The sequence below is a fragment of the Cupriavidus sp. Agwp_2 genome (assembly GCF_040784895.1).
Taxonomy (GTDB): Bacteria; Pseudomonadota; Gammaproteobacteria; order Burkholderiales; family Burkholderiaceae; genus Cupriavidus.
In genome coordinates this window covers 1,748,504-1,773,920 of the sequence record NZ_CP088084.1, presented here as the reverse complement: position 1 = coordinate 1,773,920, position 25,417 = coordinate 1,748,504, and the positions used below count along the sequence as shown (strand labels likewise).

Below are 25,417 nucleotides of genomic sequence, written 5' to 3'. Positions count from 1 at the left end.
AATGCGCCTAAAGCAAAAGGATCAGGCAACAGCGATCAACAATCGCCCGGTTGATGCGTCTTACATCCCCGCCTCATCCCTTCCAGGTCGATCCATTGCCGGAATTGCTCCTCGGTCACATGTCCGGACGCGATGGCCGCTTCCCGCAGCGACAGGTTGCGCTGCACCGCCAGCTTGGCTATTTCGGCGGCCTTGTCGAGCCGATGTGCGGGTTGAGCGCCGTGACCGGCATCAGCGAGCGTTCCAGCAGCTCGGCTATGCGTTCGCGGTCGGCCTCGACGCCCTCGACCATATGCTCGGCAAAGCTCGACGCCGCCCCGGCCAGCAGGCTCACCGACTGCAGCAGGCTGTAGATGATCACCGGCTTGTACGCATTCAGCTCCAGCGTGCCCAGGCCGTTGGCCAGCGTCACCGTCGTGTGGTTGCCGATCACGCGGCAGCACACCATGGCCAGCGCCTCCGCCTGGGTCGGATTGACCTTGCCCGGCATGATCGACGAGCCCGGCTCGTTGGCCGGCAGGATCAGCTCGGCGAAGCCGGCGCGCGGCCCGGAGCCCAGCAGCATGAAATCGCGCGCGATCTTCAGGAATGACGAGGCGGTGGTGTTGAGCGCGCCCGACAGGTCGGCCAGCGCGTCATGCGAGGCCTGCAGCGCGTAGCGGTTGGGCGCGGGCTCGAACGGCAGGCCGGTGTAGTCGGCCAGCGCGCGCGCGAAGGCCGCGGCGAAGCCGTGCGGCGCGTTCAGCCCGGTGCCGACCGCGGTGCCGCCCTGCGCCACCGGCATCGCTCGCAGCATGGCCTGTTGCAGCCGCGATTGCGCATCGGCGACCTGCGTCATGTAGCCCGAGAACTCCTGGCCCAGCGTCAGCGGCACCGCGTCCTGCAGGTGCGTGCGGCCCACCTTGACGATATCGGCGAAGGCCTCCACCTTGCGCGCGAAGGTCTGCTGCAGCTGCTCCAGTGCCGGCAGCAGCTGTTCCAAGGGACGCCGCTGCGGGCGTCCGCTATTGCCAAATGGAAGGAACGTGGCGGAATGCGGGCACCGGCATGTCAGGCTGCCTGACGCCGGGCCGCGCACCGACCGCGCGTGCGGTCCGCCAGATTACGCCGCAGGTGCGCAGCGCGCGGTCAAGTCCATGCTGTCCGCCGGGTCAACCGCGAGGGCGGCCGACACGGCAGGCCGGAGGCCGGAACGAGGCTGCGCCGGGCTACGCTGTCATCTTGAGGCACTGCTCCATGCATACCGCGCAGGCCCGCGCGCATTCCTGGCAGTGTTCGGCGTTATGGTGCTCGCATTCTTCCTTGCACCACTTGCAGACTTCGGCGCAGTCCTCGCAGACCAGCTGCGCGAACTCGCTGTTGCGCAGCATGTACGAGGCGGCCAGTTGCGCGATGCCGGCGACATCCATGTCCAGCGCGATGCAGCGCGCCATCCTGCGCACGTCCTGCTCTTCCAGGCAGGCCGCGGCGCACTTGAGCGCGGCGGCCGCACAGGCGTTGCACGCGGCGATGCAGTCGGCGTAGCGGGCGGCGTTTTCCTGCACGGTGGGTCGGATCATCGGGGCGTCCTCCTTCGGGGGTAGGTGGGATGGAACCGTGAATGCCGGCGCGTTGCCCGCGGGCGCGGACCCGCCCCGCGCCGCCCGGCGGCGGCGAGCGCGGTTCCATGGGATGTCCCGCGGTGACGCGGTCGCCGCAAAGGCGCCGGCACGGGGCATCGTTATCCACAATAGCAGGCGCAAGTCGATCCTGCGGGCCCGGTACTTGCAGCGCCGTGCTGGTTACAATGCGACCTGCGCGAAGCGTTCCCGATGGCAGGCCACGGGTATCGTGCCCGGCACCCGGCGCGGCCGTCGGGCACCACCGTCCCCCCAACCGCATCTAACAGGAAGCCGCAACAACAACGCAAGCCCGGGCCCTCCGGCAGGGCGCGCGACAGGCCGGCAGATGGCCACCCAACAACACACCGCACCGCGCGGCCGCCGTGGCCGCGCCGGGGCAAGCACACCGGCAGCACGGGAAGGAAGGACATCATGGGCGAGGCAAAGAAACGGGGCACCCCCGAAGAGCGTGCGGCACAGGCGCGCGCGAAGATCGAGGCCTTGCGTCCGGCGCAGCTGGTCTGCGGGCACTGCAAGACTGCGTTCAAGCAGTTCGACACCCTGAACGTACCGGGACTGCCGGGCATCGACGCCGTGTTCGGCGGCGAATGCCCCGGCTGCGGCAACGACGTGGTGGTGTTCAAGGGCGCCCCCGAGGCCGTGGCGCAGGCCATGATTGCCTGGGAAAAAATGCTGGGCGCCGACGCCCAGCTCGGCTACCAGTCCAGCGACGGGCGCCATGTTCCGTTCGAGCCGGAAGGCAGCGGTGCGGCAACTGCCGATGCCATGCCCGGCAAGCCCGGCGGCACACTGCACTGACGGGCCTCCGGGCCTCCCGCCTCACTGGCGGCTGAGTTCGCCGGCCAGTTCCGGCGGACCGATTTCGTAGCGTCCGCGCCCGGCGCCCTTGGCCTGGTACAGCAGCACGTCCGCGAGCCGCATCAGCTCGCGGTCCTGCGCCGGCCCGCCATGGTAAAGCGCGACGCCGATGCTGACGTCGACGTCAGCCGACACGCCTTCGACGCTGAACGGCTCGTCCATTGCGTGCAGGATCGCCTGCGCCACGCGGCGGGCCGCCGCCGGCTGCGCAAGGTCTTCCAGTACCACGGCAAATTCATCGCCACCCAGCCGGGCGACGGTGTCGGCCGCCCGCACGCAGGCGCGCACGCGTTGCGCGAACGCCTGCAGCAGCTGGTCGCCGGCGGCATGGCCGTGGATGTCGTTGACCGCCTTGAAGCGGTCCATGTCCAGGTACAGCAGCGCCATCAGGCTGCCGTGCTCGCGGCTGCGCGCCATGGCAGCCTGCAGCTGGCCTTCGAAGGCGCTGCGGTTCATCAGCTGGGTCAGGTGATCGGTGCGGGACATGCGCGCCAGGCGCAGGGTTTCGAGCTTGCGCTGGGTGATGTCCTGCACGTGGATATGCACGCCGACCACTTCGCTGCCGTCCGCGCTCCATTCCGGCCGCAGGCTGGTCTCCATGCAGTGGTACTCCGGGTCCTGGTCCTCGGACTCGAAGGTCACCGCGGTGCCGGCCAGCGCGCGCTGCAGAAAGGGCTGCGCGCGCGCGTAGCGGGCTTCGCCCAGCACCTCGCGCACCGCCTTGCCGCGCAGCTCGTCGAGCTTGAGGCCGAACACATGCTCATAGGCGATGTTGTTGAAGACGTAGCGCTCGTCAGGATCGATAAACGCCAGCAGCGACGGCAGCGTGTCGGTCACCGCGCGTAGGCGCCGCTCGCTGCGATCCAGCGCCTGGCGGCGCTCGCGCACGTCGCGCATCAGCTTGACGAAGGCGCGCGACAGGTCGCCGATCTCGTCGCGCTGCGGTCGCGCCGGCAGCCGCTCGAACGCCGACAGGTCGTTGGCGCTGGCCAGCACCACCTTGTGCAGGCGGGTCAGCGGTGCCAGCTGGCGCCGCACCGCCAGCCAGATCAGCATGGCCACGAGCGCCAGCGCCAGGCCGGCCAGCCCAAGGAAGCGCTGCTGCATCTGCCGCAGCGGGGCATAGGCTTCGCGCGCCGGCAGCAGCGCCACCAGTTCCCAGCCTGTGCTCGACATCAGGTAGCGCGCAATCACCGGGCGCACCGGCGTCAGGAATTCCAGCGGCGCCGGGCTGTCGTCCTCGCCGCAGCTGTCGCCCACGCTCAGCGCCGGCTGGCGCGCCTGCGCGGGGTCCGGATGGCGGATATAGACCGGGTCGCGTCCGGCCGAGACCAGGCAGTAGTAGCCCGTGGTGCCGAGCCGGTTGTGCAGGATCTCGACCATGAAGTTGGCACTCGCCATGTCCAGCCAGCCTCCCACGATCCCGACGAAGGTCTTCTGCGGCGACAGGACCGGCACGGCCACCATGATGCCGACCTCGCCGGTGGTGCGCGAGCGGATCGGCGGCGAGACCACCGGCGCGAGCGTGCGCGCGGCTTCGCGGAAATAGCCGCGATCGCTCACTTCCGCGCCGGAACCGATATTGTTGACGATATTGCCTTGCACGTCCGCGACCAGCAGCGCATTGAAGGCGGCCGGCACGGGGATCGCCTTGGACAGCGTCTGCAGCGCCTGCTGCCGTATTGCGCCGGCTTGCGCGCCGTGCGCCTGCGCCAGCAGGCCGCCGAGCTGCGTGGCCTGGTGCGACAGCAGCATGATGCGGTCCGACATGGCGGTGTCGAGCTGGTCGGCGGTGAGCTTGACCACCGAGTCCTGCTGGTCCTGCAGCGCATCATGCAGGTCGCGGTGCGCGTCATACAGCGCAACCAGCACGATACCGGTGCCGAATACCGCGGCCAGCACGGTGGTGATGAGGGCAATGCGCGCTTTCAGCGTTGGCGTATAGACAGGCATGTGGGCGCGAGGTGAATCGCGAGGTGGGCGCAAGGCAAGCGCCAGGTCGATTGCAGGATGGCGCGGCACGCCGGGTGGGGCGCCGGCGAGGCATGGCTACAAGCTACCATAGCGCATCGCGGCATGGCCGGCACGCAATGTGGGGCTGTCGGGACATGCGTAGCCGTGGGGCTTGCACCCTTCACCCGTTTGGGAAATCGCTGGCACAGGGGGCTGTGCCTGGTGCATCGGGCGCGGTATAGTGCCGCGTTATCGCCAGGCACGCAGCCGTTTCCCGGGCGCTGGCCAGCCTCGCGGCAGGCGCGTCGCCGGCGTCAGACGCTATCGAAGACCATGAGACTGACTGCGCTTCCCCCTGCCTTGATGTCGCTGCTGGTCGCGGCAGGCGGGGCGCTGCTGACTGCGGGGGCATGGCGCCAGGTACAGCAATTCGAGCAGCGGCTCGCCCAGCAGCATTTCGATGCGCAACTGAGCCAGGCCAGCAGCGCACTGCGCGAGCGCATGCTCGAGAACGAACGGCTGCTGCGCGGCGTGGCTGGCCTGATGACCGCCAATCCGGCAACCTCGCGCGCGCAATGGCGCAATTATCTCTATACCGCCCAGCTCGATGAACTGCCGCCCGGCACGCAGTCGATCGGCTACGCACCGCTCACGGCACCGCCGCAGGTCGAACCCCTGATCGCGGCCGCGCGCGCCGATGGCCTGACCGATTACTGGATCCGTCCCGCCGGCCCGCGCAGCCTCTACGCGCCCATCCTCTATGTGGAGCCGCTGGCCGGGCGTAACGCCCGCGCCGCCGGCTTCGACTTGTTGTCCGATCCGTCCCGACGCGCCGCGCTGGAAGCGGCGCGCGACAGCGGCGAGCCCCGGCTGACGCGCGGGCTGGACCTGGTGCGCGAGTCCGAGGCGGTGGAACGCCAGCGCGGCGCGCTGCTGTTCCTGCCGGTCTACGGTGGCGGTGTGGCCGCCAGCACGCTGGCGCAGCGGCGCCAGGCGGTGGTCGGCTATGTCTATGTATCGCTGCGCCTGGGCGACCTGATGCGCGGGGTCGGCGCGCCGGCACAGGCGGACCTGGAGCTGTCGCTGCATGAGGGTACGCCTGCCACGCCCGGCCCGCTGCTCTCGGACACGGCTGGCATCGCGCATCGCGATGACGGCAACGACCCGCTGCTGCGCGGCGAGCGCCAGGTCCACTACGGTGGCGCCGCGTGGACGCTGCGCGCGGCCACGCGTCCCGCCTTCGAGGCGGCATATGGCCCGCGCCACGGTTATATCGTGCTCGCCGCGGGCGCGCTGGCCTCGCTGGCGCTGGCCGGCCTGATCTATGCGCTGGCCCGCCAGCGCCGCACGGCCCGGCAACGCGAGGCCCAGGCAGTCCACGCCTGGGAGGATGACAACGCCATGCTGCAGGCATGCATGGCGCAATCCGCTGATGCCTTTGTCCTCACCGATGCCAACGGCACGGTCGTGCGTGCCAGCGAACGCGCCGGCAAGCTGTTCGGCATCGCGCCGGCTGACCTGGTCGGGCGCAACCTGGATATGCTTGCGCCCGGTGCCACCGGTGTCGCGGGCGGTGCCGATGGCGCCGGCGTGGTGCGCGGCGCCGCGCAGCGCGAACTGACCGGTGTGCGCAGCGACGGCAGTCGTTTCCCGCTGCGCGCCGGCGCCGCGCACCTGCCCGCCGCCGAGGGCGGCGCTCACTGGCTGTGGGCCATCACGGACCTGGAGCTGCAGCACCGCGCGCAACAGGCCGCCGCTCACCAGGCGGCGCGCTATGCCGGGCTGGTCGACCATGCCAGTTTCGGCGTCATCACCTTCGGCGACGACGGCGTGGTCACCAGCGTCAATGCGGCGGGCACCCGCATGCTGTGGTACGCCACTGCCGAGCTGGTCGGCCGCATGCCGGTCACCGGCCTGCATCTCGCCGACGAACTGGCCGCGCACGCGCGCGCGCTCAGCCAGGAGCTGGGCGAACCGGTAGCGCCCGGCATGTCCGCGCTGGTCGCCAAGGCGCGGCTCGGCCTGACCGACGAACGCGAATGGACGTGGGTGCGCAAGGGCGGCTCGCGCCTGCCGGTGCAGGTAGCGGTGTCGGCACTGGCCGCGCAGCCGGACGGCGCGCCGGCAGGCTACCAGGCCATCGCCTACGACCTGACCGAGCGCCGCCGCGTCGACGAATATATCCGCCACCTGGCGCTGCACGATCCGCTGACCGCCCTGCCCAATCGCGCCGAGCTCAACGAACGCGCGCAACCCGTGCTGCTGCACGCGCGCCGCCATGGCGAACGCGTGGCATTGTTGCTGCTGGACCTGGACCACTTCAAGCACATCAACGATTCGCTTGGCCACCCGGTCGGCGACGACGTGCTGCGTACCATGGCCGACCGCCTCAAGGGCGCCGTGCGCCAGGGCGACCTGGTGGCGCGCATGGGCGGCGACGAATTCGGCGTGGTGCTGGGCGGTCTGCGCGACGACAGCGAAGCCGAATTGATCGCCGCCAAGATCCAGGCGCGCGTCAATGAAGAACTGCAGGCCGGCGGGCAGCGTCTGCGCGTGACCCCGTCGATCGGCATGGCGATCTTCCCCGACGACGGCGATTCCCTGACCGAACTGATGAAGTCCGCCGACGCCGCGGTCTATGCCGCCAAGCAGGGTGGCCGCGCGCAGCTGTGCCGCTTTGCCGCGTCGATGGCGGAAGCCTCGCTGGCACGCTTCACCATAGAAGGCCTGCTGCGCCGTGCACTGGCCGGCAACGAATTCCGGCTGCGCTACCAGCCCATCGTCGATACCGCCACGCTGGCGATCACCGGCGTCGAGGCGCTGGTTGCCTGGGAAACACCCGAGCGCGGTCCGATGAAGCCGTCCGAGTTCATCCCCATCGCCGAGCAAAGCGGCCTGGTCGCGCCGCTGGGCGAATGGACGCTGGCCACCGCCTGCCGCGAAATCCAGGCGCTGCGCCAGGCGCTGGGCCGCGATATCGAGGTGGCGGTCAATATCTCACCGCTGCAGCTGCGCCAGGCCGGCTTCCCGGACACCGTGGCGCGCTGCCTGGAGCAGGCTGGGCTGCCGCCGCAGCAACTGGTGATCGAGGTCACCGAAGGCATTCTCGTCGACGGCGGCGAGACCACTATCGAAACCTTCCGCCGGCTGCGCGCGCTTGGCGTGGCGCTGTCGATCGACGATTTCGGCACCGGCTATTCCGGCCTCAACTACCTGACCCGGCTGCCGATCGACCGGCTCAAGATCGACAAGTCCTTTGTCGACGACGTAGCTACGCCCGGTCACGACCAGGCGGTGGCCGCCGCGATCATCGCGCTCGGGCACCAGCTGCACCTGAAGGTGGTTGCCGAAGGGGTCGAAACCGCGGCGCAGTTCGAGTTCCTGCGGTCGCAGGGCTGCGACGGCGTGCAGGGCTTCCTGTTCTGCCAGGCGGTGCCGCCGCCGGCCTTGCGCCAGTTGCTGGAGACTGGCCTGGGATCGCCGCTGGCCAACGAGGCCACACTGCGGCAATAGGCTGCCCGCGCCGGACGGCGAGCCCGCAGAAACGGGTACGCTCAGGCTTGGTGGACGCGTGGGAACGCGCAAACTGGTCAGGCTTGGCGCGGCGTGTCGGGAGTGGGAACGTCTGCGTGCAGGCGGCGATACAGTTCGTCGATGCGCTGGCGGCTGGCCGCCAGTTCCTCGCGGCCGCGCTCGGTCAGCAGGTAGACGCGGCCAATGCCGTCGCGCAACACGCTTTCGAGGTAACCCTCCATCTGCAAGGCGCGCAGCAAGGGTCGCACAGTGCCAATGTCGACCTGGAAGCCGTACTCCAGCAGCATGTCGGCGAGCATGGCGACCGTGGCGGGGACTTCCAGGGCAAATTGCAGGACGTAGACGCGGGCAAGCAAGCCCAAAAACTGTCGTTTCATGAAATCTGGCAACGCGGCAGCCGTCCCGGCGGTTGACGCGGGCGGCGGGCAGGATGTTTGGGTTTGCAGACGTTGTGCCGGCAACTGCAGCAGCGGTGCCGCGATTTTACCGTGCCGTGATGCCTGATAGCGCACTTTAAGCCGGGCGGGCAAAAAAGAAGCCGCCAGGGTTCCTGGCGGCTGTCGGGAATGCGTCGGAGGGGTCAATTAACTCTGGCGCAGACCAGAGTTTAATTTAATTGAATACGGGTTGTCACCTGTCTGTTTCGGCACCCCTCCTAGGGAGGGGTATGGGTGAAGGCAGTTCGACAGGAACGTTGGGAAATTGTCTGTCATTGTGCCCAAAAGGGCGCGCTAATGTGAGGTAGATCCGTCAACTGCGGCGAAAAAGCCACGATTCATGTGCAGCATGAATCGCATGTGAACGGATGCACATGTCCGGATCCGGCTTGCGTCCGTGCCGTCACCGGCGTCAAATCGCGACACCCCTATCTCGCCGTGGCGCCACAGTCCGCCATCGCCTTCCGTGAAACCCGCCGATCTCGCACGTTTGGTCGCGCTGGCCGCCATCTGGGGCGCCAGCTTCCTGTTTATCCGCATCGGCGCACCGGTGCTCGGTCCAATGCCGGCCGCTTTCCTGCGCGTGCTCATTGCCGCCGTCACGCTGGCTGCGTGCCTGCCTTTGCTGGGCCTGCGCTGGGACATGCGCGGCAAATGGCCGGCCGTACTCGTGCTGGGCGTCATCAATTCGGGGATTCCGTTCGTCATGTACGCGGTGGCGGCGCTGTGGCTGCCGGCGGGGTATTCGGCGGTGTTCAATGCCATGACGCCGCTGATGGGCGTCGTGATCGGCGCGCTGGCCTTTTCCGAACGGCTGACGCGCGCCAAGGCGCTGGGCGTGATGTTGGGCGTGGCTGGCGTGGCGGTGCTGACGCGCACCGGCCCGGTCGCGTTCTCGACCGAGCTGCTGCTTGGTGCGCTGGCTTGCCTGGTGGCGACCGCCTGCTACGGCCTGGCCGGCTTCCTGGCGCGGCGCTGGATCACCGAGCGTGGCGGCCTGGACAGCCGCCTGGTCGCCGCCGGCAGCATGGTCGGCGCGACGCTGTTCCTGCTGCCGTTCAGCGCAGTCGCGCTGTGGCGCCACAACACGCTGCCCGATGCCGGCGCCGGGGTGTGGTGGGCCATGGCGGGCGTCGGCGTGCTCTGCACGGCGCTGGCTTACATCCTCTATTACCGGCTGATTGCCGACCTTGGCCCGGTGCGCTCGCTGACTGTGACTTTCCTGATTCCGCCGTTCGGCATTGTCTGGGGTGCGCTGTTCCTGGGCGAAGCGCTGTCGTTGGCCCACGCCGTGGGCGGTGCGTTGATCGGCCTGGCGGTGTGGCTGGTGCTGCGGCCCGTAGCGGCCGATGCGCCGACGGCCGCGGCGATGCAGGCGGCAAAGCGCTGAGCTGTCAGCAAGCCGCCCTTGAAGGCGCCGTCGCTGCCGCGGCGACGTTGTACTGCTCCCGCACCATCATCACGACGCGGCGCGCCTGGCGCCAATGACGGATGGCGTCGGCTTCGGTGCGTTCGGGGAAATCGACCTCGGCGCTCCAGTTGCAGCCGGTGTGGTCGGGCCGGTGTACACACACCGCCCGCAGCTGGCAGTCCTGGCAGCCGGGTTCCTGCCTCAGGTACACGCTGAGCAGGCGTTTCAGTTCGGATAGCGGCTTGGTCAGGCGCTCCATGGTTGGCTCCGTCAGGGCGCGGCATCGAAATTTCAAATGCGGACCTCGGGCGTGCTCAGGCTTGCGTGGGTAGCACGGCGGACAGGTGCGTTTCGTCCGCCGCACTGGCACGGCATTCGGGGCAGACGCCGTACAGCACCAGCATGTGCTCGCGCAATACAAAGGCGTTGTCGGCGGCTACCTGGCGCTGGCGCTGCTCGATGCTTTCATCGCGGAATTCCTCCACGCGGCCGCAGGCAACACAGATCAGGTGGTCATGGTGGCCGCCTTCATTGAGTTCGAACACGGCGTGGTCGGACTCGAAGGTGTGGCGCAGCAGGATGTCGGCCTGCACCAGCTGGTTCAGCACCCGGTACACGGTAGACAGTCCGGCATCCTCGTCCTGCGTCAGCAGGATGCGATAGACATCTTCCGCACTGAGATGGCGCCGTGCGCTGGTGCGGAACACTTCAAGGATCCGCATCCGCGGCGACGTGGCCTTCAGGCCGGCGCGCTTGAGGTGGATCGGGCTGGACCGTTCGGATGACATGGCGGATGACATTGGGATGCTGCTGTTGCCCTGCCTCGGGCAGGGCGGCACCGTGCCCGGCGCCACGCACGGGCGGCGTCAAGGGCTTGGCGGGATTATTCAGGCTGGAAGCGCCAGGGCCGGCCGCGCGCTGCGCTGGCGTCCCTGGCGGCGCGCCGTGCCTGCACGACGCGCTGAATAAAAAGGCGGCCTGGCTTGCCTCCGGAAGACGCGATCGGGAAAGCGGGGTCTGGTTGCTTTCCCGATCTTCCGAAGACTGGCTACTGCCAAACGCTCCGCGTGACGGAGCGGTCCCCACAAAAGTCGGTATCGAATGCCGCGTGGGATTGCCACGTTGCGGCGTCCGGAAATTCTGTGCCTGCCAGGGTTCGGGGCATTGCCGCTTGCCGCGGCGGCCTCGATGCTGGCCGGGCTGCCTGGCTGGTGAAGCACCGTGCGTCAGGCAGTGATCGAATAGTAAATGGGAATCGATCTCATTACAAGTGAAATTTTCACCGGCTTCGCATTTTTTTGGGTGCGGTCTCAGACAGTGCCCATGTGCCTAATGTATACCATTGAGCAGCTTAATGCGAATTGTTATCATTCGTAACTATTCCGATTCACATTCCCGTCATGCGTCGCACCCCTCGCCGCCGTCCGGCCGGCCGCTCAATCCCTTCGTTCCTGCCACGCGCGCGCGCCCTGCATGGCGCGCCGGAGGGCAGCACATGAGCAAGACCCATCCCATCGGCTGGCGCTACCGCGCGGGCGTGGCATCGCGCGCGGTCGCGGCGATCGCCGGCGGCTATGCCCTGGCTGCGCTGTCGACCGCCGCGCTGGCGGTGTCGCTGCCGCTGCCGCGTCCGGAAGCCGTGACCGCCGCCACGCTGCTGTCGTTTGCCGTCTATGCCGCCGCGGCGGTCTGGGTGTTCGCGGTCCGCAACGCATGGCGCGCCTGGGCCGGTCTGGCGCTGCCGGCCGGACTGCTGTGGGGATTGCTGGCATTGGGGCAGGGTGCGTGATGCGGACAGGCTTCCGACAATCGATGGCGTGGCTCCACACCTGGACTGGCCTGCTTGTGTGCTGGGTGTTGCTGCTGATGTTCTGCGGCGGCACCGCCAGCTATTTCAAGGACGAGATCTCGCTGTGGATGCGGCCCGAACTGCATCGCAGCGCGGCCGCCGCTTCCAAAGTGCCGGCAGCCCAGGCGACGGAAGGCGCGGTACGCTACCTGAACAGCGCGGCGCCCGATGCCACGCGCTGGTTTATCTCGCTGCCTGACGAGCGCCAACCCTATACCAGCGTGCTGTGGGTCTACCAGCCGGGCAAGGGGCCGAGCGATGCCCAAGGCAAGCCGCGCCGCTTCGACACGCGCCTGCTCGATCCTGTCACCGGCGCGCCGCTGCAAGCCGCGCGCGAGACTCGCGGCGGCGAGTTCCTGTACCGGCTGCATTTCGACCTGCACTACATGCCGGCCAAGTGAGCGCGCTGGATTGCCGGTTTCTGCGCCATGTTCATGCTGGTGGCGATCGTCAGCGGCGTGATCACGCACCGCCGCATCTTTGCCGACTTCTTCACCTTCCGCCGCAGCAAGGGCCAGCGTTCCTGGCTCGATGCGCATAACGCGCTGGCGGTGCTGGCGCTGCCGTTCCACCTGATGATCACCTACACCGGGCTGGTCACGCTGCTGTTCATGTACATGCCGTGGGGCATCGAAGCCGCCTATCGTGGCGACCAGCGCGCGTTCCAGGCCGAGGCGATGCAGCGGCCGCCGCAGCGCAAGCCGGCCGGCACGCCGGCCGAACTGGCGCCGGTCGGCGCGATGGTGGCGCAGGCGCAGCAGCGCTGGCAAGGCGCCGAGCCGCAGCGCGTAGTGGTCAGCCTGCCGGGCGATGCCAATGCCACCGTGTCGGTCATCCGCGCCGAGCCACGCGCGCTGGCGCACGATGCGCCGACGCTGGAGTTCTCCGGCAAGGACGGCACCCTGATGCAGGCCTATGCCGACGACCAGCCCGGCGCGGACCTGACCCGCAGCGTCATGACCGGCCTGCATATCGCCGGCTTCGCTTCGCCGGGCCTGCGCGCGCTGTTCTTCCTGTGCGGGCTCGCCGGCTCGGCCATGGTGGCGACCGGCGCGATCCTGTGGGCCGTGCGCACGCGCCAGCAACAGGCCAGGGCGATTGCCGCGGGCGCGCGGCCCAGCTTCGGGCTGCGTCTGGTCGAGGCGCTCAATATCGGCGCCATCGCCGGGCTGCCGGTCGCCTTCGCCAGCTACTTCTGGGCCAACCGGCTGCTGCCGGTGGAGATGCTGCAACGCCAGGAGACCGAGATCCGCTGGTTCTTCATCGCCTGGGGCGCGTGCGCGCTGCTGGCGCAGCTTCGCCCGAGCCGCGCGATGTGGCGCGCGCAGCTGTGGGCCGGCGCGGTGCTGTTCGGCGGCATTCCGCTGCTCAACGCGTTGACCACGGATTCGCACCTCGGCGTAACGCTGCTGCAAGGCCGGGGCCCGGCCGCCGTGGCGGGGTTTGATCTGGTCACGCTGGCACTGGGCATCGCGCTGGGCGCCGCGGCTTGGATGACGGGACGCCGGCAGCCTGCCGCACGCAGCGCGCCCCAGCCGCGCGCACAGGCACGCGGCGCCAAGGTGGCCGCTGGCCAGGAGGCCGCATGAACGCGCTCGCTGTGGTAGCCGCGCTGGCCTTGTCGATGGCTGGCTTCGTCGCGCTGGCGCTGTCGCTCGATCGCCATCATGCCGACCTGCACGGACGCGCAAGCGTGCCGGCGCCGGCCGCGGTGCTGCGCCTGCGCGCCGCCGGTGCGTTGGCGCTGGCCCTGGCCTGGTCGGTCCATATCGGCGCCGACGGCTGGCCGCTGGGCACGGTGTCGTGGCTCGGCACGCTGACGGCCAGCGCGTTCGCCGTGGTGATGGGCCTGTGCTATGCGCCGCGCCTGGTGCAGCGGCTGCTGCCAGGCATGGCCGGCGTTGGCGTGGCCGCGCTGGCCGGCGCCCGCCTGTTCGCCGGCTGACGATGCCGGCCTGACCCCCTCCCTTGCCGTGCCGCCGTCGCAAGGCGGCAACGCGCCTCCTGTCGCGCCGATCAAGGAGCAGCGCAACCGCGGCATCGAGCTGAGCGGCTTCGGCGAGCCGCTGCGCGGCGTGCGCGTGATCGCAGGCATTGCTTATATCGACAGCAAGCAGACCAATACCGGCGTGGCTGCGACGGAGGGCAAGCATGGCGTGGGCGTGCCGAACTACACCTTCAACGCCGAATGGGACCTGCCGTGGCTGGCCGGGCTGACCCTGTCGGGCCGCTACCTGCAGACCGGCGCGCAATATGCCGATGTCGCCAACCGGGTGCGGGTGCCGTCGTGGAACCGCTTTGACCTGGGCGCGCGCTACAGCTTCAAGGCGGCGCAGCAGCGCTACACGCCGCGCGCCGCGGTGGAGAACGTGGCCAACAAGGCCTACTGGGCCTCTGCCTACGGCGGCTACCTGGTGCAGGGCGCGCCGCGTACAGTCAAGCTGTCGATGACGGTCGACTTCTGAGCGCTGCGCCGCCCTCCGCCCCCTCCGCGCCCTGCACCAGGTCCAGCAGCGCTTGCGGCGCATACGGCTTGCGCAGCACCGTCGCGTCGCCCAGCACCTGGTGCTGGGCCGGCGTCAGCACCAGCGGATAGCCGGTGGCAAACACGACGCGCAGATGCCGCTGGCGCTGGCGTGCGGCCAGTGCCAGCTCCACGCCCGAACCGCCGGCGCCGCCGTGCAGCGCGACATCGGTCAGCAACAAATCAAAGGTGCCGGCGGCAAGCAGCGCCAGCGCCTCGATGTCGCTCTCTGCCTCGGTCACTTCGGCGCCGCAGGCGCGCAGCAGTTCCGCCGTGCTGGCGCGCACCAGCGCATCGTCGTCGACGCACAGCACGCGCGTGCCAGCACTTACCTGCACCTGTGCGCGGTCCGCTGGCGGCGCACCGGTTGCCGCCGCGGTACGTTGTTCCCGGTTGGCCAGCACGTGGCGCACCTTGCGCGCGAGCGCTTCGTGCGTATAAGGCTTGCTGAGCAGTTCGACGCCGGGATCCAGCCTGCCGCCGTGGACGATGATGCTGTCGGTATAGCCCGACGTGAACAGCACGCCGATGCCCGGCACCCGCCCACGCACCTTGTCGGCCAGCTCGGTGCTGCGCAACGGCCCCGGCATCACGACGTCGCTGAACAACAGGTCAATGTGCGCGCCCCGCTCGACGATGGCGAGCGCGCCCTGTGCATCGCGCGCGCGCAGTACGTGATAGCCCAGGCTGGCCAGCATCTCGACCACGGTGGCGCGCACATTCTCGTCGTCCTCGACCACCAGCACCGTTTCGCCGCCGCCGCGCGCGTGGTCCGCTTCGGGTTCGGTATCCGGATCCTCCGCCACGCGCACGCGCGGCAGGTAGAGCTTTACCGTGGTGCCGCGGCCGGGCTCGCTCACGATCTTCACGTGGCCGTCGGACTGGCGGATAAAGCCATACACCATGCTCAGGCCAAGGCCCGTGCCCTGGCCTTCGGGCTTGGTGGTGAAGAACGGCTCGAACACCTGTTCCTGCACCTCGGGCGTCATGCCCACGCCAGTGTCGGTGACCGCCAGCAACACATACTGCGCCGCGAGCCGCGGCGGGCGTCCGCGCGGCGGCTCTTCCAGCGCCTCGTCCAGCCACGCGTTGCGTGCCTCGATGGTCAGGCGGCCCTGCCCGTGCATGGCGTCGCGTGCGTTGATCGCCAGGTTCAGCAGCGCGTTCTCGACCTGGAACGGGTCGACCAGCGTGTTCCACAGGCCGTCGGTGACCACGGTATCGATCTCGATGCCGTCGCCCAGCGCGCGCCGCAGCATGTCGTCCAGCGTGCGCACCAGCCTGCCCAGGTTGACCACGCGCGGCGCCAGCGGCTGGCGCCGCCCGAATGCCAGCAGCTGCGACGACAGCTTGGCGCCGCGCGCCACGCCGGCCAGCGCATTGCGCAGCCGCGGCACGGCCTCGCTGTTGCCGGCCAGGTCGCGCGCCAGCAGCTGCAGGTTGCCGCCGATCACCTGCAGCAGGTTGTTGAAGTCATGGGCGACGCCGCCGGTCAGCTTGCCGATGGCTTCCATCTTCTGCGCCGTGCGCAGGGCCTCGTCGGCATGGCGCAGCGCCGCCTGGACTTCGCGGTCGCCGGTGACGTCGCGGCCGACGCCGTGCAAATGGCCGTTGGCGGGATCCATCGCCACGGTCCAGGCCAGCCAGCGCAACGCGCCGTCCGCGCGCGGCTGGCGGCATTCGAAACGCACCGGCGTGCCGTCGTGGCGCAGCGCCGCCAGCTGCGCGGTCACCAGCACCAGATCATCCGGGTAGATGAACGACAGGTAGGGCCGGCTGAGCGCCTCGTGGGGGGCATGGCCAAGCGTGCGCGTCCACGCCGGGCTGACACGCTGCAGGGTGCCATCGAAACCGGCCACGATCAGCAGGTCTTCGCTCAGTTCCCACAGCCGGTCATGATCGGCCACGGCCTGCGTGATGCGCCGCTCGAGCGAGGCATTGAGATCCTGCAGGCGGCGCTCGGTGGCGCGCCGCAGTTCTGACAGGCGCAGGTTGCTGGCCACGCGCGCCAGCAGTTCGCGGGCCGAGAAGGGCTTGACCAGGTAATCGTCGGCGCCGGAACCCAGGCCGCTGACGCGCGCTTCTTCGCCGGCGCGGGCCGAGAGCAGCAGCACCGGCGTTTCACGCAGCGCCGGATCCGCGCGCACGGCCTGCACCAGGCCGAAGCCGTCGAGCCGGGGCATCATCACGTCCGACACGATCAGCGCGGGCGACTGGCGCCGCGCCACCTCCAGCGCGGCCACGCCGTCGGGCGCCACCTCGACGCGGTGGCCCGCGGCGTTCAGCAGCCGGCGCATGTAGTCGCGCAGGTCGTCGTTGTCGTCCACTACCAGCACGGTGGCGGGGGCCGCGGCTTCGCCGTCCGGCGCGGGCGCATGCCGGGCGTGTTGGGCGTGTTGGGCTTTTGGGTCGTATTGCGCATCCTCGGCGGCCATGGTCATGGCCGGTGTTTCGGCACGCGGCCAGCGGAGGGTTGCGTCGACGTAGGCGCGGGCTTGCGCACTGCTGGCGGCCGGCGCCGCATCCACCGGCACATCCCCGGCGGACGCCACCGGCAGCGTGACGGTGAAGCAGGTGCCCTGGCCCTGCACGCTGTCGACTTCGACGGTGCCGGCATGCAGGCGCACCAGTTCCTGCACCAGCGCCAGGCCGATGCCGCTGCCTTCGATCGAGCGCCCCTGCGCGCCCTCGACGCGGTGGAAGCGCTCGAAGATGCGCGGCAGCTCGCCGGCCGGGATGCCGATACCGGTGTCGCGCACGCGCAGCACCGCGCTGCCCCCCTGGGCCGCGACGCTGACGGTGATGCTGCCGGCAAACGTGAACTTGAATGCATTGGAGACCAGGTTCAGCACGATGGTCTCCCACATGTCGCGGTCTACCGCTACCGGGTGCGGCAGCGTCTCGCATTCGACCAGCAGCGCCAGGCCGGCATTCTCGACGCTGGCGCGGAACAGCGAGGCGAGGTCGGCGGTGAAGGCTGCCAGGTCGGTGGGATGGCGCTGCATGCGGATGCGGCCGGCCTCGATGCGCGAGAAGTCGAGCAACGCGTTGACCAGCTTGAGCAGGCGCAGGCCGCTGCGGTGGGTCATTTCGAGCAGCGAGCGTTGTTCGTCGTCGGCGCTGTCGCCGCCGTCGCCGCCGTCGCCGCCGGCGCGCCGCAGCAATTCTTCGAGCGGCCCCAGCATCAGCGTCAGCGGCGTGCGGAACTCATGGCTGATATTGGAAAAGAAGGTGGTCTTGGCGCGGTCGATCTCGGCCAGCGCCTCGGCACGCTTGCGCGCTTCCTCGTAAGCCTGCGCCGAATGCATCGCCGCGCCGATCTGGCCGGCCACCAGGTTCAGGAAGCTGCGGTAGCGCTCGCCGAACAGCCGGTATGGGTTCAGTCCCACCACCAGCACGCCGCGATGCGAGGCGCCGCCCGACGGCGCCACCGGGATCACCGCGGCCGCATCCGTGGGCACGCCCCATGCGCCGGTGGGCAGCGGTGCGGCAAAGCGCGTTGCCAGCTGCCCGACCAGCGCCGGCTGTTGCTGCTGCAGGACCTCGGCCACCGGCCACGGCGCCACCGCTTCCAGCGAGATCGCGGGCGGCGCGGCGGGATGACTGGGGTCGATGCCGCTGGCCACCACGCGCTGCAGATCGGCGGCGCCGGGCTCGGCAATGTAGAGCAGCGCAAAGACGATGTCGCGCGGATCCGATGCCAGCGCGCCCATGGTGCGCTCGCAGGCCTCGCGCCAGGAGCGCGCGTCGGTGGCGGCCGCGGCCACGTCGCGCAGCACATTGAGCTGCCGCTCGGCCAGCACGCGTTCGGTATCGTCGCTGTTGGCGCAGATGATGCCGCCGGTGCCGCCATGGTCGTTCGGCACGGGGCTGTACGAAAAGGTGTAGTAGGTCTCTTCCGGATACCCGTTGCGCTCCATGATCAGGAGCTTCTGCTCGACAAAACTGCCCTCGGCACGGGTCATCGCGGTGTCGAGCAGGGGGCTGATTTCCGGCCAGATTTCATGCCAAACCACCGCGGTCGGCTGGCCCAGCGCGCCAGGGTGCTTGCCGCCGATGATGGATTTGTAGGCGTCGTTGTAGAAGTAATGCAGCGCCTCGCCCCAGCCGATCCAGATCGGCTGGCGCGAGGTCAACATGATGCGGATTGCGGTCTTCAGGCTGTGGGGCCACCCCTGCGGCGGCCCCAGCGGGTTTGAGGACCAGTCGTGCGCGCGGATCAGCGCGCCCATCTCGCCACCCCCGGCGAGAAAGCCAGGCATGTCTGCGGAGGCACTGCCGCTGGCCGCGCCGGGCGCTTGCGGCACGGTGCCGTCGGATCTGCTCATGGTGGTCTCCCGAGCCGCGCCGGCGTTGCGCCGCGCGTGCGTCTCGCAAGACTGTGCCTAGCCTGGCGGCGCAATGCAAGCCTGCGCCGCGGCCTACAGCGGCGGGTTCACCCAGTACGGGTCGCGCCCATAGTACTCGTGCAGCGACTTGCCCCATTGCGGATCCGCCATGGCCGGCCAGCTGTCCTTGTTGAAGCCGGGCGCGGACTTGATCCGATCCGCCGTCACGGCAATCCGGAAGCACTTTTCGTCGGTGTCCATCACCAGGGCGCTCCATGGGATGGCATGCAGCGTATCGCCCATACCGAGGAAGCCGCCGGTGGTCAGCACCGCGTAGGCGATGCGGCCGTGCGGCACGTCCAGCATGATCTCGGAGATCTTGCCGACGTGTTCGCCGTCGGACGAGTACGCCTTGGTACCGTCCAGGCTGGATGCCGCCATGACTTCCGGACCGGGGCCTTCGCCCACGCCCGAACCGACGATGGCCGCGCCTTGACTGCTGGTAGCTTGGGTTTGCATGTTGGGCTCCTTATGCAAATGAACGCAGGAACATAAGGCGTGCGCAATGACCATGCCTGAACCGCAAGCAGCGCCACACCGGGCTGCGCAAGGCCGTCCCATCGCGTTCGGGCACGCGGCAAAGTAATTCTTTCGCGCCAGGTTGCAAAAAAAGCGCGCCCGGACTGCCGGGTTCAGAACTGGTGGCGCATCCCCAGCATGACGCCCGCGCGCGTGCTGCTATCCACGCCGGCGGCCGGGGTGCCTGCCCAGTACTCGGTCTCGCGGCCGACCGCGCCGCCGCGCGCATGCACGGCGTCCGCCTCCAGGTACACGCTGGTGCGTTTGGACAGCGCGTAGTCGGCCACCACGGCAAGACTGTCGGCGTTGCCGCTGCCGGGCAGCGCCGGCACGTCCTGGAACTGCGTGGTCACGTCGCCGCCCTGCCAGTAGCGGTAGTAGGCGCCCGACAGGTGCAACGCCGGCGTGAGCTGGTAGCCCAGCCCGGCAAAGGCGATATTGAAGCGCGCGTCGCCCGCCGATTCGCGCCGGCCCATGGCAGGCATCCCGGAATAGTGCTGTATCGGGCGCTACGCTAGCGGGTGTCGTCAGCCTTCGGAACTGTCGACCGGCATGTCGCGCGACAGGCCCAGGATCCAGCTCCGGAACGCCGCCAGCGCTTCCGATTCCGGCCGGCCGTCGGGATAGGCGAAATAGTAGCCCTGGTGGCCCTGGTAGCCCTGGTGCTCGTCCAGCATGCCGGCCAGCGGGATCACCAACTGGCCGGTCTGCAGCTCGCGCTCGATCAGCAGCCGCGGCGCCAGGCCGATGCCGAGCCCCGCGGCGGCGGCGGCTGTCATCATCGTGAACAGCTCATAGCGCGGCCCGCGCGAGGCCGCCAGGCTGAAGTCCCAGCCCTGCGCCGCGTACCAGTCGCGCCAGGCGTTGGCGCGCGTGCTCAGATGCAGATGACGGCAGCGTGCCAGACTGGCGGCATCGGTGAGGGGATGGCCGGCATGGTCGGCAAGAAAGGCCGGGCTGCACACCGGCACCATGCCGCCTTCGCGGAAGATCACGCCGCCGCGCGTGCCGGGCCAGAACTGGTCGCCGAAATAGATGGCGGCGTCGTAGGCGCATTCCTGGAACGAGAACGGCTGCGAACGCGCCGACAGGTTGACGGTGACGTTGGGGTGGCGCCGCGCAAAGTCCGGCAGCCTCGGGATCAGCCACTGCGTGGCGAAGGTGGGCACCACCGCCAGTTCCAGCGTGAAGCCCATGGCGCGGCCGGTGCTGATTTCCAGCGTGTCGCGCTGCAGGTGGTCCAGGTGGCGGCGGATGCGCGCGGCGTATTCGCGTCCGGTCTCGGTCAGCGCCAGGCGCCGCCGCACGCGCGTGAACAGCGCCACGCCCAGGCGTTGTTCGAGCTGCGCGACCTGCCGCCCCACCGCGCTGTGCGTCAGCGCCAGCTCGGCTGCGGCGCGGGTAAAGCTGCCCAGCCGCGCCGAGGCCTCGAAGGCTTGCAGCGCGCCCAGGTTGGGGATGTCGTTTCTCATGGGGCGGCGGAGAAGGAGGTCCGACAGTATAAACAGCGGCCCGGAACCGGAGTTCGTGCGCCCCGCGCACAACGTTGTGCGCAATGCGCGCTTGTGCTGGGGCTGCGCGGGCCACTATCCTGCCCCGCGGATCGGTGTCCGCCATATTCGTACTGCCCCGCCCGGGGCAGGCGCCGGTTCACGTTGCCAAATCAAGCGCCCATGCCATCCAATATCTCCACGCTCCTCACCGAAAACGTCGGCGCCGCCCGCGCCGCGCATCTGATGTTGCTGGTCACGCTCCCGGCCAGCCTGCCGCAAGACCCGCAAGGCCGCGCCACCCGCGCCGAGATCGCCCAGGCGCTGAACATGGTGCTGTTCGGCGGCATCCTGGAACGCGTGCCGAGCGGCCGTGCCTACACCGACGATGTCGCCGCCGCCGGCGGCAAGGTCACCTTCGACCACGGTGCGCTGCGCACGGTCAAATGGCGCAACAACGGCGCGCTGCCCGAAGGCGAGGCCGCCTTTACCCGCATCCTGCGTCCGCTGGGCTACGTGCTCAACGGCACCTATCCGCTCGACCGCATCGGCATGACCGGGCGCTCGTACGCGCACGCCGACGCACCGGAAGAGATTGCCCAGTTCTTCGTCAGCGAATTCCACCCGGAGCGTTTCAGCGAAGACTTCCGTGCCGCGGTCGGCCGCGTCACCGGCAGCTCCGTCGATCCGCTGGCGCCGCGCGCGCAGACGCTGCTGTGGCAACTGGAGCGCGACGGCGCGCTGGCAGTGGCCGACGGCGCCGAACTGGTCGGCCTGCTGGTGCCTTGCTTCGAGCGCCAGCACGCAGCGCCGCGGCTGGCCGACTACGAAGTGCTGCTGCGCGAATCGGCCGAAATGGCATGGATCGCTACCGAAGGCAACGCCTTCAACCACGCCACCGACCGCGTCGACGACGTGTTCGCGCTGGCCGAGCAGCAGAAGCAGCTGGGCCGGCCGATGAAGGACAAGGTGGAAGTGTCGGGCAGCGGGCGCGTCAAGCAGACTGCTTTCCGCGCCGATACCGTGCGCCGGACGTTCGTCGGTGCGCAGGGCGAGGCCGTCGAGCGCGAGGTACCAGGATCGTTCTACGAGTTCATCACGCGCGAGCGCTTTGCCGAAGCGCAAGCTGCGCCACAGCGTTATGACCTCGGGTTTGACGCGGGGAATGCGCAGGGGATTTTCAGGATGACCGCGGCTGCGTGTTGAGCTGCGTGTTGAGCTGTGAGTTGACTTGCGTGTTGAGCGCGGACTAGTGGATAGGTGTCGATTCTGCAGATTGTGTGCCGCTGGCGTCGGTCGATATGTACCGCACGACCGGCGCCCTCAAGCCTTCGCCAGGGCACAGAGGGTGCTGAAGTCAAGTGGAGCGGCGGCGCCGTTCCCCTGAGCGAACGGCAGTCCAAGATCATTCGGCGGTTACCGCGTCGATTACTTTGAGCCAACGGGCGCGCTGCTGCCCCAGCCCGAGACACTGGCGCCCGTCACCGCAAAGCCGTCCCACGTCAACGTTGAATCGTGGGACGTGCTGAGTTATCTGTGCGAGTGCCGCGCGCACTGAGCTTATTCGAGCATAGAATCGCAATGGCGTACCGTGGAATTGATAGCGCTCGCGGTGTAGAGTGCTACCTCGTCTTCCCGCCTCGCCACGAGACCCGCAAAAACTACCCCACCGGACTTAAAATTACCCCAATAGCTGGCGCGTGGATAGCGTTGATATCGGGCGATAAAATATATTTACGTTGGCGAGATGAGGTGATTCTGGTGCTAAGGCGAATCGGAGTCAATGCGGCGATAAGCACATCGTTCGATTGCGCAAAAGCCAGCGGCAAGACCGAATTAGCTATTTGCGACTCTCGGGAGCTGGCCGGTTTTGATAGAAGCATCTCGCAAGCATATAAACATCACCTGAATAACGCAAAAAATCTCGATCTCAGTGACGCAAATATTGCGTGCGATCAGCGGCTTTGGATAAGAAAAAAAACGTCCCTGGTGGGTCAGAGATTGGAGCGTGTGTAGTTCATGTGGTAGCAAAGTTGACCCGGTCACCTTCGCGGAGTTCTCCGAACTGCGCGAAGGGGGCTTGTTTGCCTGGCAGGAGACGAATATGGAAGTCCAGGGCTGAACCGATGCGCGACTGTCTGGGGCTAAGAAACTCGCCGTCGAAACCGTCAGGATCGCGCATGGTGGCATTGCCGACTGCAATCAGGCGCGATGTTCGACCCGGAGTTCGGGCAATGGGATTTCGTACCCATGCCTTCGAAGCCAGATGAAGGCGGGGAACTCAACGGCAGGTCGACATGATTTCAAGGAATCAAGCATGAACCAGCGCCATGACATCCGCGACAGCGACACGACCACGACGAACGGGAGGGTCAGCGCGACCTCACGAACCGATATGCTGAACGGTCGGGCGGTCGCGTATGAAGGCGATCCGGTGTGGTGCCAGCAATGCAAGACTATGGGCAGGATTGCCTGCGTGGGCGAACGCCTGCCCAATCGCGGGCCGGATGGCCGTGAGCAGGCGTTGAGCTATGACAAACCACCGCTATCCCAGCCGCTTCGCCGATATCACCGCTTCAGCCACGTTGGCCGGCGCTTCGGCATAGTGCTTGAACTCCATGGTGAACGTCGCGCGCCCCTGTGTCAGCGAGCGCAGCGTGGTCGAATAGCCGAACATCGTCGCCAGCGGCACTTCGGCGCGCACGATCTTGCCGCCGCCACCGGCGATGTCTTCCATGCCGTGCACCATGCCGCGGCGCGATGACAGGTCGCCCATCACGTTCCCGGTGAATTCCTCCGGCGTTTCCACCTCGACCGCCATCATCGGCTCCAGCAGCGCGGGCCGGGCCCGGCGCATGCCTTCCTTGAAAGCCATCGAGCCCGCCATGCGGAAGGCGTTCTCGTTCGAGTCCACGTCGTGGTACGAGCCGAACACCAGCGTGGCCTTGATGTCGACCACCGGATAGCCGGCCAGCACGCCGGCCTGCAAGGTCTCGCGGATGCCCTTGTCCACCGCGGGGATAAACTCGCGCGGCACCACGCCGCCCTTGATCGCATCGACGAATTCATAGCCGCCGCCATGCGGCATCGGCTCGAGGTTCAGCACCACGTGGCCGTACTGGCCGCGGCCGCCGGACTGCTTGATGAACTTGCCTTCCACGTCCTTGACCGACTGGCGGATGGTCTCGCGGTAAGCCACCTGCGGCTTGCCGACCGACGCCTCCACGTTGAACTCGCGGCGCATGCGGTCGACCAGGATTTCCAGGTGCAACTCGCCCATGCCGGAGATGATGGTCTGGCCGGATTCCTCGTCGGTGGTCACGCGGAATGACGGGTCCTCCTGCGCCAGGCGGTTCAGCGCAATGCCCATCTTTTCCTGGTCGGCCTTGGTCTTGGGCTCCACTGCCTGCGAGATCACCGGCTCGGGGAAACTCATGCGCTCCAGGATGATGACCTTGTCCGGATCGCACAGCGTATCGCCGGTGGTCGCTTCCTTCAGGCCGACTGCCGCGGCGATGTCGCCCGCGCGCACTTCCTTGATTTCCTGGCGCACGTTGGCATGCATCTGCAGGATGCGGCCGAGGCGCTCGCGCTTGGACTTGAGCGGGTTGTAGACCGTATCGCCGGACTTGACCACGCCCGAATACACGCGGAAAAAGATCAGCTGGCCGACGAAGGGGTCGGTCATGATCTTGAACGCCAGCGCCGAGAACGGCTCGTCGTCGCTCGGATGGCGCTCGGCCTCGCGGTCGTCCTCGGTGTGGCCGAGGATGGCCGGCACGTCGGCGGGCGAGGGCAGGTAGTCGATGACCGCATCGAGCATGCTCTGCACGCCCTTGTTCTTGAAGGCGCTGCCGCACAGCATCGGCACGATCTCGTTGGCGATGGTGCGCTTGCGCAGGCCGCGCTTGATCTGCTCTTCGGTCAGCGCCTCGCCGGAAAGATAGTGTTCGAGCAGGCTTTCATCGGCTTCGGCAGCGGCTTCCACCATCTTGTCGCGCCACGCCTGCGCGGTGGGCAACAGCTCGGTGGGAATTTCCTGGTACTCGAAGCGCACGCCCTGGCTGGCATCGTCCCAGACGATGGCCTTCATCTTGACCAGGTCGATCACGCCCAGGAAATGGTCTTCGGCGCCGAGCGGGATCTGGATCGGCACGGCGCGTCCCTTGAGGCGGTCGGCGATCTGCGTCTGCACGCGGAAGAAATCCGCGCCGACGCGGTCCATCTTGTTGACGAAGGCAATGCGCGGCACCGCGTACTTGTTGGCCTGGCGCCAGACGGTCTCGGATTGCGGCTGCACGCCGCCGACCGCGTCATAGACCATGCAGGCGCCGTCGAGCACGCGCATCGAGCGCTCGACTTCGATGGTGAAGTCGACGTGTCCCGGCGTATCGATGATGTTGATACGGTGTTCGGGGTAGTTGCCGGCCATGCCTTTCCAGAAGGCGGTGGTGGCAGCCGACGTGATGGTGATGCCGCGCTCCTGCTCCTGCTCCATCCAGTCCATGGTGGCAGCGCCATCGTGCACCTCGCCCAGCTTGTGGTTGACGCCCGTGTAGAACAGGATGCGTTCGGTCGTCGTGGTCTTGCCGGCGTCGATATGCGCGCTGATGCCGATGTTGCGGTAGCGCTCGATGGGGGTCTTGCGAGGCACAGTGTTCTCCTGGGTGACACCACCGGAATAGAGTAGCACCACTGGACCTTTGCCGTTGTCCCTGCCGCGTGCAGGGGAACGCCGGCATGCGGTGCGCGGGCCGGGCATGCAACCCGGTGCGCTGCGTCTGAGGCGAGCCTAGGGGCGAGCCGTAATAGCTTGCGGAATCCTCCCATCC

General features: G+C 68.2%; 18 protein-coding genes and 3 pseudogenes. 9 read left to right on the top strand and 12 right to left on the bottom strand.

The window, feature by feature from the left end:
- Positions 1-35: 35 nt before the first annotated feature.
- Positions 36-979 (bottom strand): annotated as a pseudogene (locus LPA45_RS25770) (lyase family protein); the annotation flags it as partial.
- Positions 980-1,208: 229 nt separating this feature from the next.
- The gene (locus LPA45_RS25765; RefSeq protein ID WP_116323686.1) at positions 1,209-1,559 is read right to left on the bottom strand and encodes a four-helix bundle copper-binding protein; all 351 of its coding nucleotides are present in this window, start codon (positions 1,557-1,559) and stop codon (positions 1,209-1,211) included.
- A gap of 474 nt (positions 1,560-2,033) precedes the next feature.
- On the opposite strand from LPA45_RS25765, the gene LPA45_RS25760 reads away from it, so the two are divergent.
- Positions 2,034-2,420: a hypothetical protein gene (locus LPA45_RS25760; protein ID WP_116323687.1), complete on the top strand. Its 387-nt coding sequence runs from the start codon at positions 2,034-2,036 to the stop codon at positions 2,418-2,420.
- 21 nt (positions 2,421-2,441) lie between these two features.
- On the opposite strand, the gene LPA45_RS25755 is transcribed toward LPA45_RS25760, so the two are convergent.
- Positions 2,442-4,433 (bottom strand): diguanylate cyclase domain-containing protein, encoded by a 1,992-nt coding sequence (locus LPA45_RS25755; protein ID WP_116323688.1) that lies wholly within the window; start codon positions 4,431-4,433, stop codon positions 2,442-2,444.
- Between the two features lie 333 nt (positions 4,434-4,766).
- Here LPA45_RS25755 and LPA45_RS25750 point away from each other — a divergent pair, with 333 nt between their 5' ends.
- Complete coding sequence (locus LPA45_RS25750; RefSeq protein ID WP_317921719.1) at positions 4,767-7,946, top strand: EAL domain-containing protein; 3,180 nt, start codon at positions 4,767-4,769, stop codon at positions 7,944-7,946.
- Positions 7,947-8,023: 77 nt separating this feature from the next.
- On the opposite strand, the gene LPA45_RS25745 is transcribed toward LPA45_RS25750, so the two are convergent.
- Positions 8,024-8,344, bottom strand: a complete 321-nt coding sequence (locus tag LPA45_RS25745) for a PadR family transcriptional regulator (RefSeq protein WP_116323690.1) — start codon at positions 8,342-8,344, stop codon at positions 8,024-8,026.
- 526 nt (positions 8,345-8,870) lie between these two features.
- Here LPA45_RS25745 and LPA45_RS25740 point away from each other — a divergent pair.
- Positions 8,871-9,794: a DMT family transporter gene (locus LPA45_RS25740; protein WP_317921720.1), complete on the top strand. Its 924-nt coding sequence runs from the start codon at positions 8,871-8,873 to the stop codon at positions 9,792-9,794.
- Between the two features lie 4 nt (positions 9,795-9,798).
- Here LPA45_RS25740 and LPA45_RS25735 read toward each other — a convergent pair whose 3' ends face one another.
- Together LPA45_RS25735 and fur are read right to left on the bottom strand one after the other, a co-directional pair.
- Positions 9,799-10,074: a hypothetical protein gene (locus tag LPA45_RS25735; RefSeq protein ID WP_116323692.1), complete on the bottom strand. Its 276-nt coding sequence runs from the start codon at positions 10,072-10,074 to the stop codon at positions 9,799-9,801.
- Between the two features lie 55 nt (positions 10,075-10,129).
- Positions 10,130-10,615 (bottom strand): ferric iron uptake transcriptional regulator, encoded by a 486-nt coding sequence (gene fur / locus LPA45_RS25730; RefSeq protein WP_317921723.1) that lies wholly within the window; start codon positions 10,613-10,615, stop codon positions 10,130-10,132.
- Between the two features lie 695 nt (positions 10,616-11,310).
- Between fur and LPA45_RS25725 the strand changes: the two genes are divergently transcribed.
- The 4 genes and pseudogenes from LPA45_RS25725 to LPA45_RS25710 all read left to right on the top strand — a co-directional run bounded on the left by LPA45_RS25725 (position 11,311) and on the right by LPA45_RS25710 (position 14,129).
- A complete protein-coding gene (locus tag LPA45_RS25725; protein ID WP_317921725.1) occupies positions 11,311-11,604 on the top strand; it encodes a DUF3649 domain-containing protein in 294 nt (97 codons plus the stop codon).
- Positions 11,604-13,253: pseudogene (locus LPA45_RS25720) on the top strand (PepSY-associated TM helix domain-containing protein). Before LPA45_RS25725 ends, LPA45_RS25720 begins: the two are co-directional and overlap by 1 nt.
- The gene (locus LPA45_RS25715; protein WP_317921729.1) at positions 13,250-13,609 is read left to right on the top strand and encodes a DUF3325 domain-containing protein; all 360 of its coding nucleotides are present in this window, start codon (positions 13,250-13,252) and stop codon (positions 13,607-13,609) included. Before LPA45_RS25720 ends, LPA45_RS25715 begins: the two are co-directional and overlap by 4 nt.
- Positions 13,566-14,129, top strand: a complete 564-nt coding sequence (locus LPA45_RS25710) for a TonB-dependent receptor domain-containing protein (RefSeq protein ID WP_317921731.1) — start codon at positions 13,566-13,568, stop codon at positions 14,127-14,129. The genes LPA45_RS25715 and LPA45_RS25710 overlap by 44 nt, the downstream gene beginning before the upstream one ends.
- Here LPA45_RS25710 and LPA45_RS25705 read toward each other — a convergent pair.
- The 4 genes from LPA45_RS25705 to LPA45_RS25690 form a co-directional block, all read right to left on the bottom strand.
- Positions 14,101-18,516: a response regulator gene (locus LPA45_RS25705; protein WP_317921733.1), complete on the bottom strand. Its 4,416-nt coding sequence runs from the start codon at positions 18,514-18,516 to the stop codon at positions 14,101-14,103. The two genes, LPA45_RS25710 and LPA45_RS25705, sit on opposite strands and share 29 nt — an antisense overlap.
- A gap of 93 nt (positions 18,517-18,609) precedes the next feature.
- A complete protein-coding gene (locus tag LPA45_RS25700; RefSeq protein ID WP_116323697.1) occupies positions 18,610-19,035 on the bottom strand; it encodes a PRC-barrel domain-containing protein in 426 nt (141 codons plus the stop codon).
- A gap of 173 nt (positions 19,036-19,208) precedes the next feature.
- The gene (locus LPA45_RS25695; protein WP_367395050.1) at positions 19,209-19,580 is read right to left on the bottom strand and encodes a porin; all 372 of its coding nucleotides are present in this window, start codon (positions 19,578-19,580) and stop codon (positions 19,209-19,211) included.
- Between the two features lie 42 nt (positions 19,581-19,622).
- Positions 19,623-20,567 carry a LysR substrate-binding domain-containing protein gene (locus LPA45_RS25690; protein WP_317921738.1) on the bottom strand — a complete coding sequence of 315 codons (945 nt, stop codon included), beginning with the start codon at positions 20,565-20,567 and terminating at the stop codon, positions 19,623-19,625.
- Between the two features lie 201 nt (positions 20,568-20,768).
- On the opposite strand from LPA45_RS25690, the gene LPA45_RS25685 reads away from it, so the two are divergent.
- Positions 20,769-21,791, top strand: coding sequence for a DUF1338 domain-containing protein (locus LPA45_RS25685; RefSeq protein ID WP_317921740.1), 1,023 nt, complete (start codon positions 20,769-20,771; stop codon positions 21,789-21,791).
- Between the two features lie 811 nt (positions 21,792-22,602).
- On the opposite strand, the gene LPA45_RS25680 is transcribed toward LPA45_RS25685, so the two are convergent.
- Positions 22,603-22,767, bottom strand: coding sequence for a hypothetical protein (locus tag LPA45_RS25680; RefSeq protein WP_317921742.1), 165 nt, complete (start codon positions 22,765-22,767; stop codon positions 22,603-22,605).
- Positions 22,768-22,851: 84 nt separating this feature from the next.
- On the opposite strand from LPA45_RS25680, the pseudogene LPA45_RS25675 reads away from it, so the two are divergent.
- Positions 22,852-23,004: pseudogene (locus LPA45_RS25675) on the top strand (hypothetical protein); the annotation flags it as partial.
- A 126-nt stretch (positions 23,005-23,130) separates the two neighbouring features.
- Here the strand turns inward: LPA45_RS25675 and fusA are convergent.
- Positions 23,131-25,239 (bottom strand): elongation factor G, encoded by a 2,109-nt coding sequence (gene fusA, locus LPA45_RS25670; RefSeq protein WP_116323641.1) that lies wholly within the window; start codon positions 25,237-25,239, stop codon positions 23,131-23,133.
- Between the last annotated feature and the right edge of the window lie 178 nt (positions 25,240-25,417).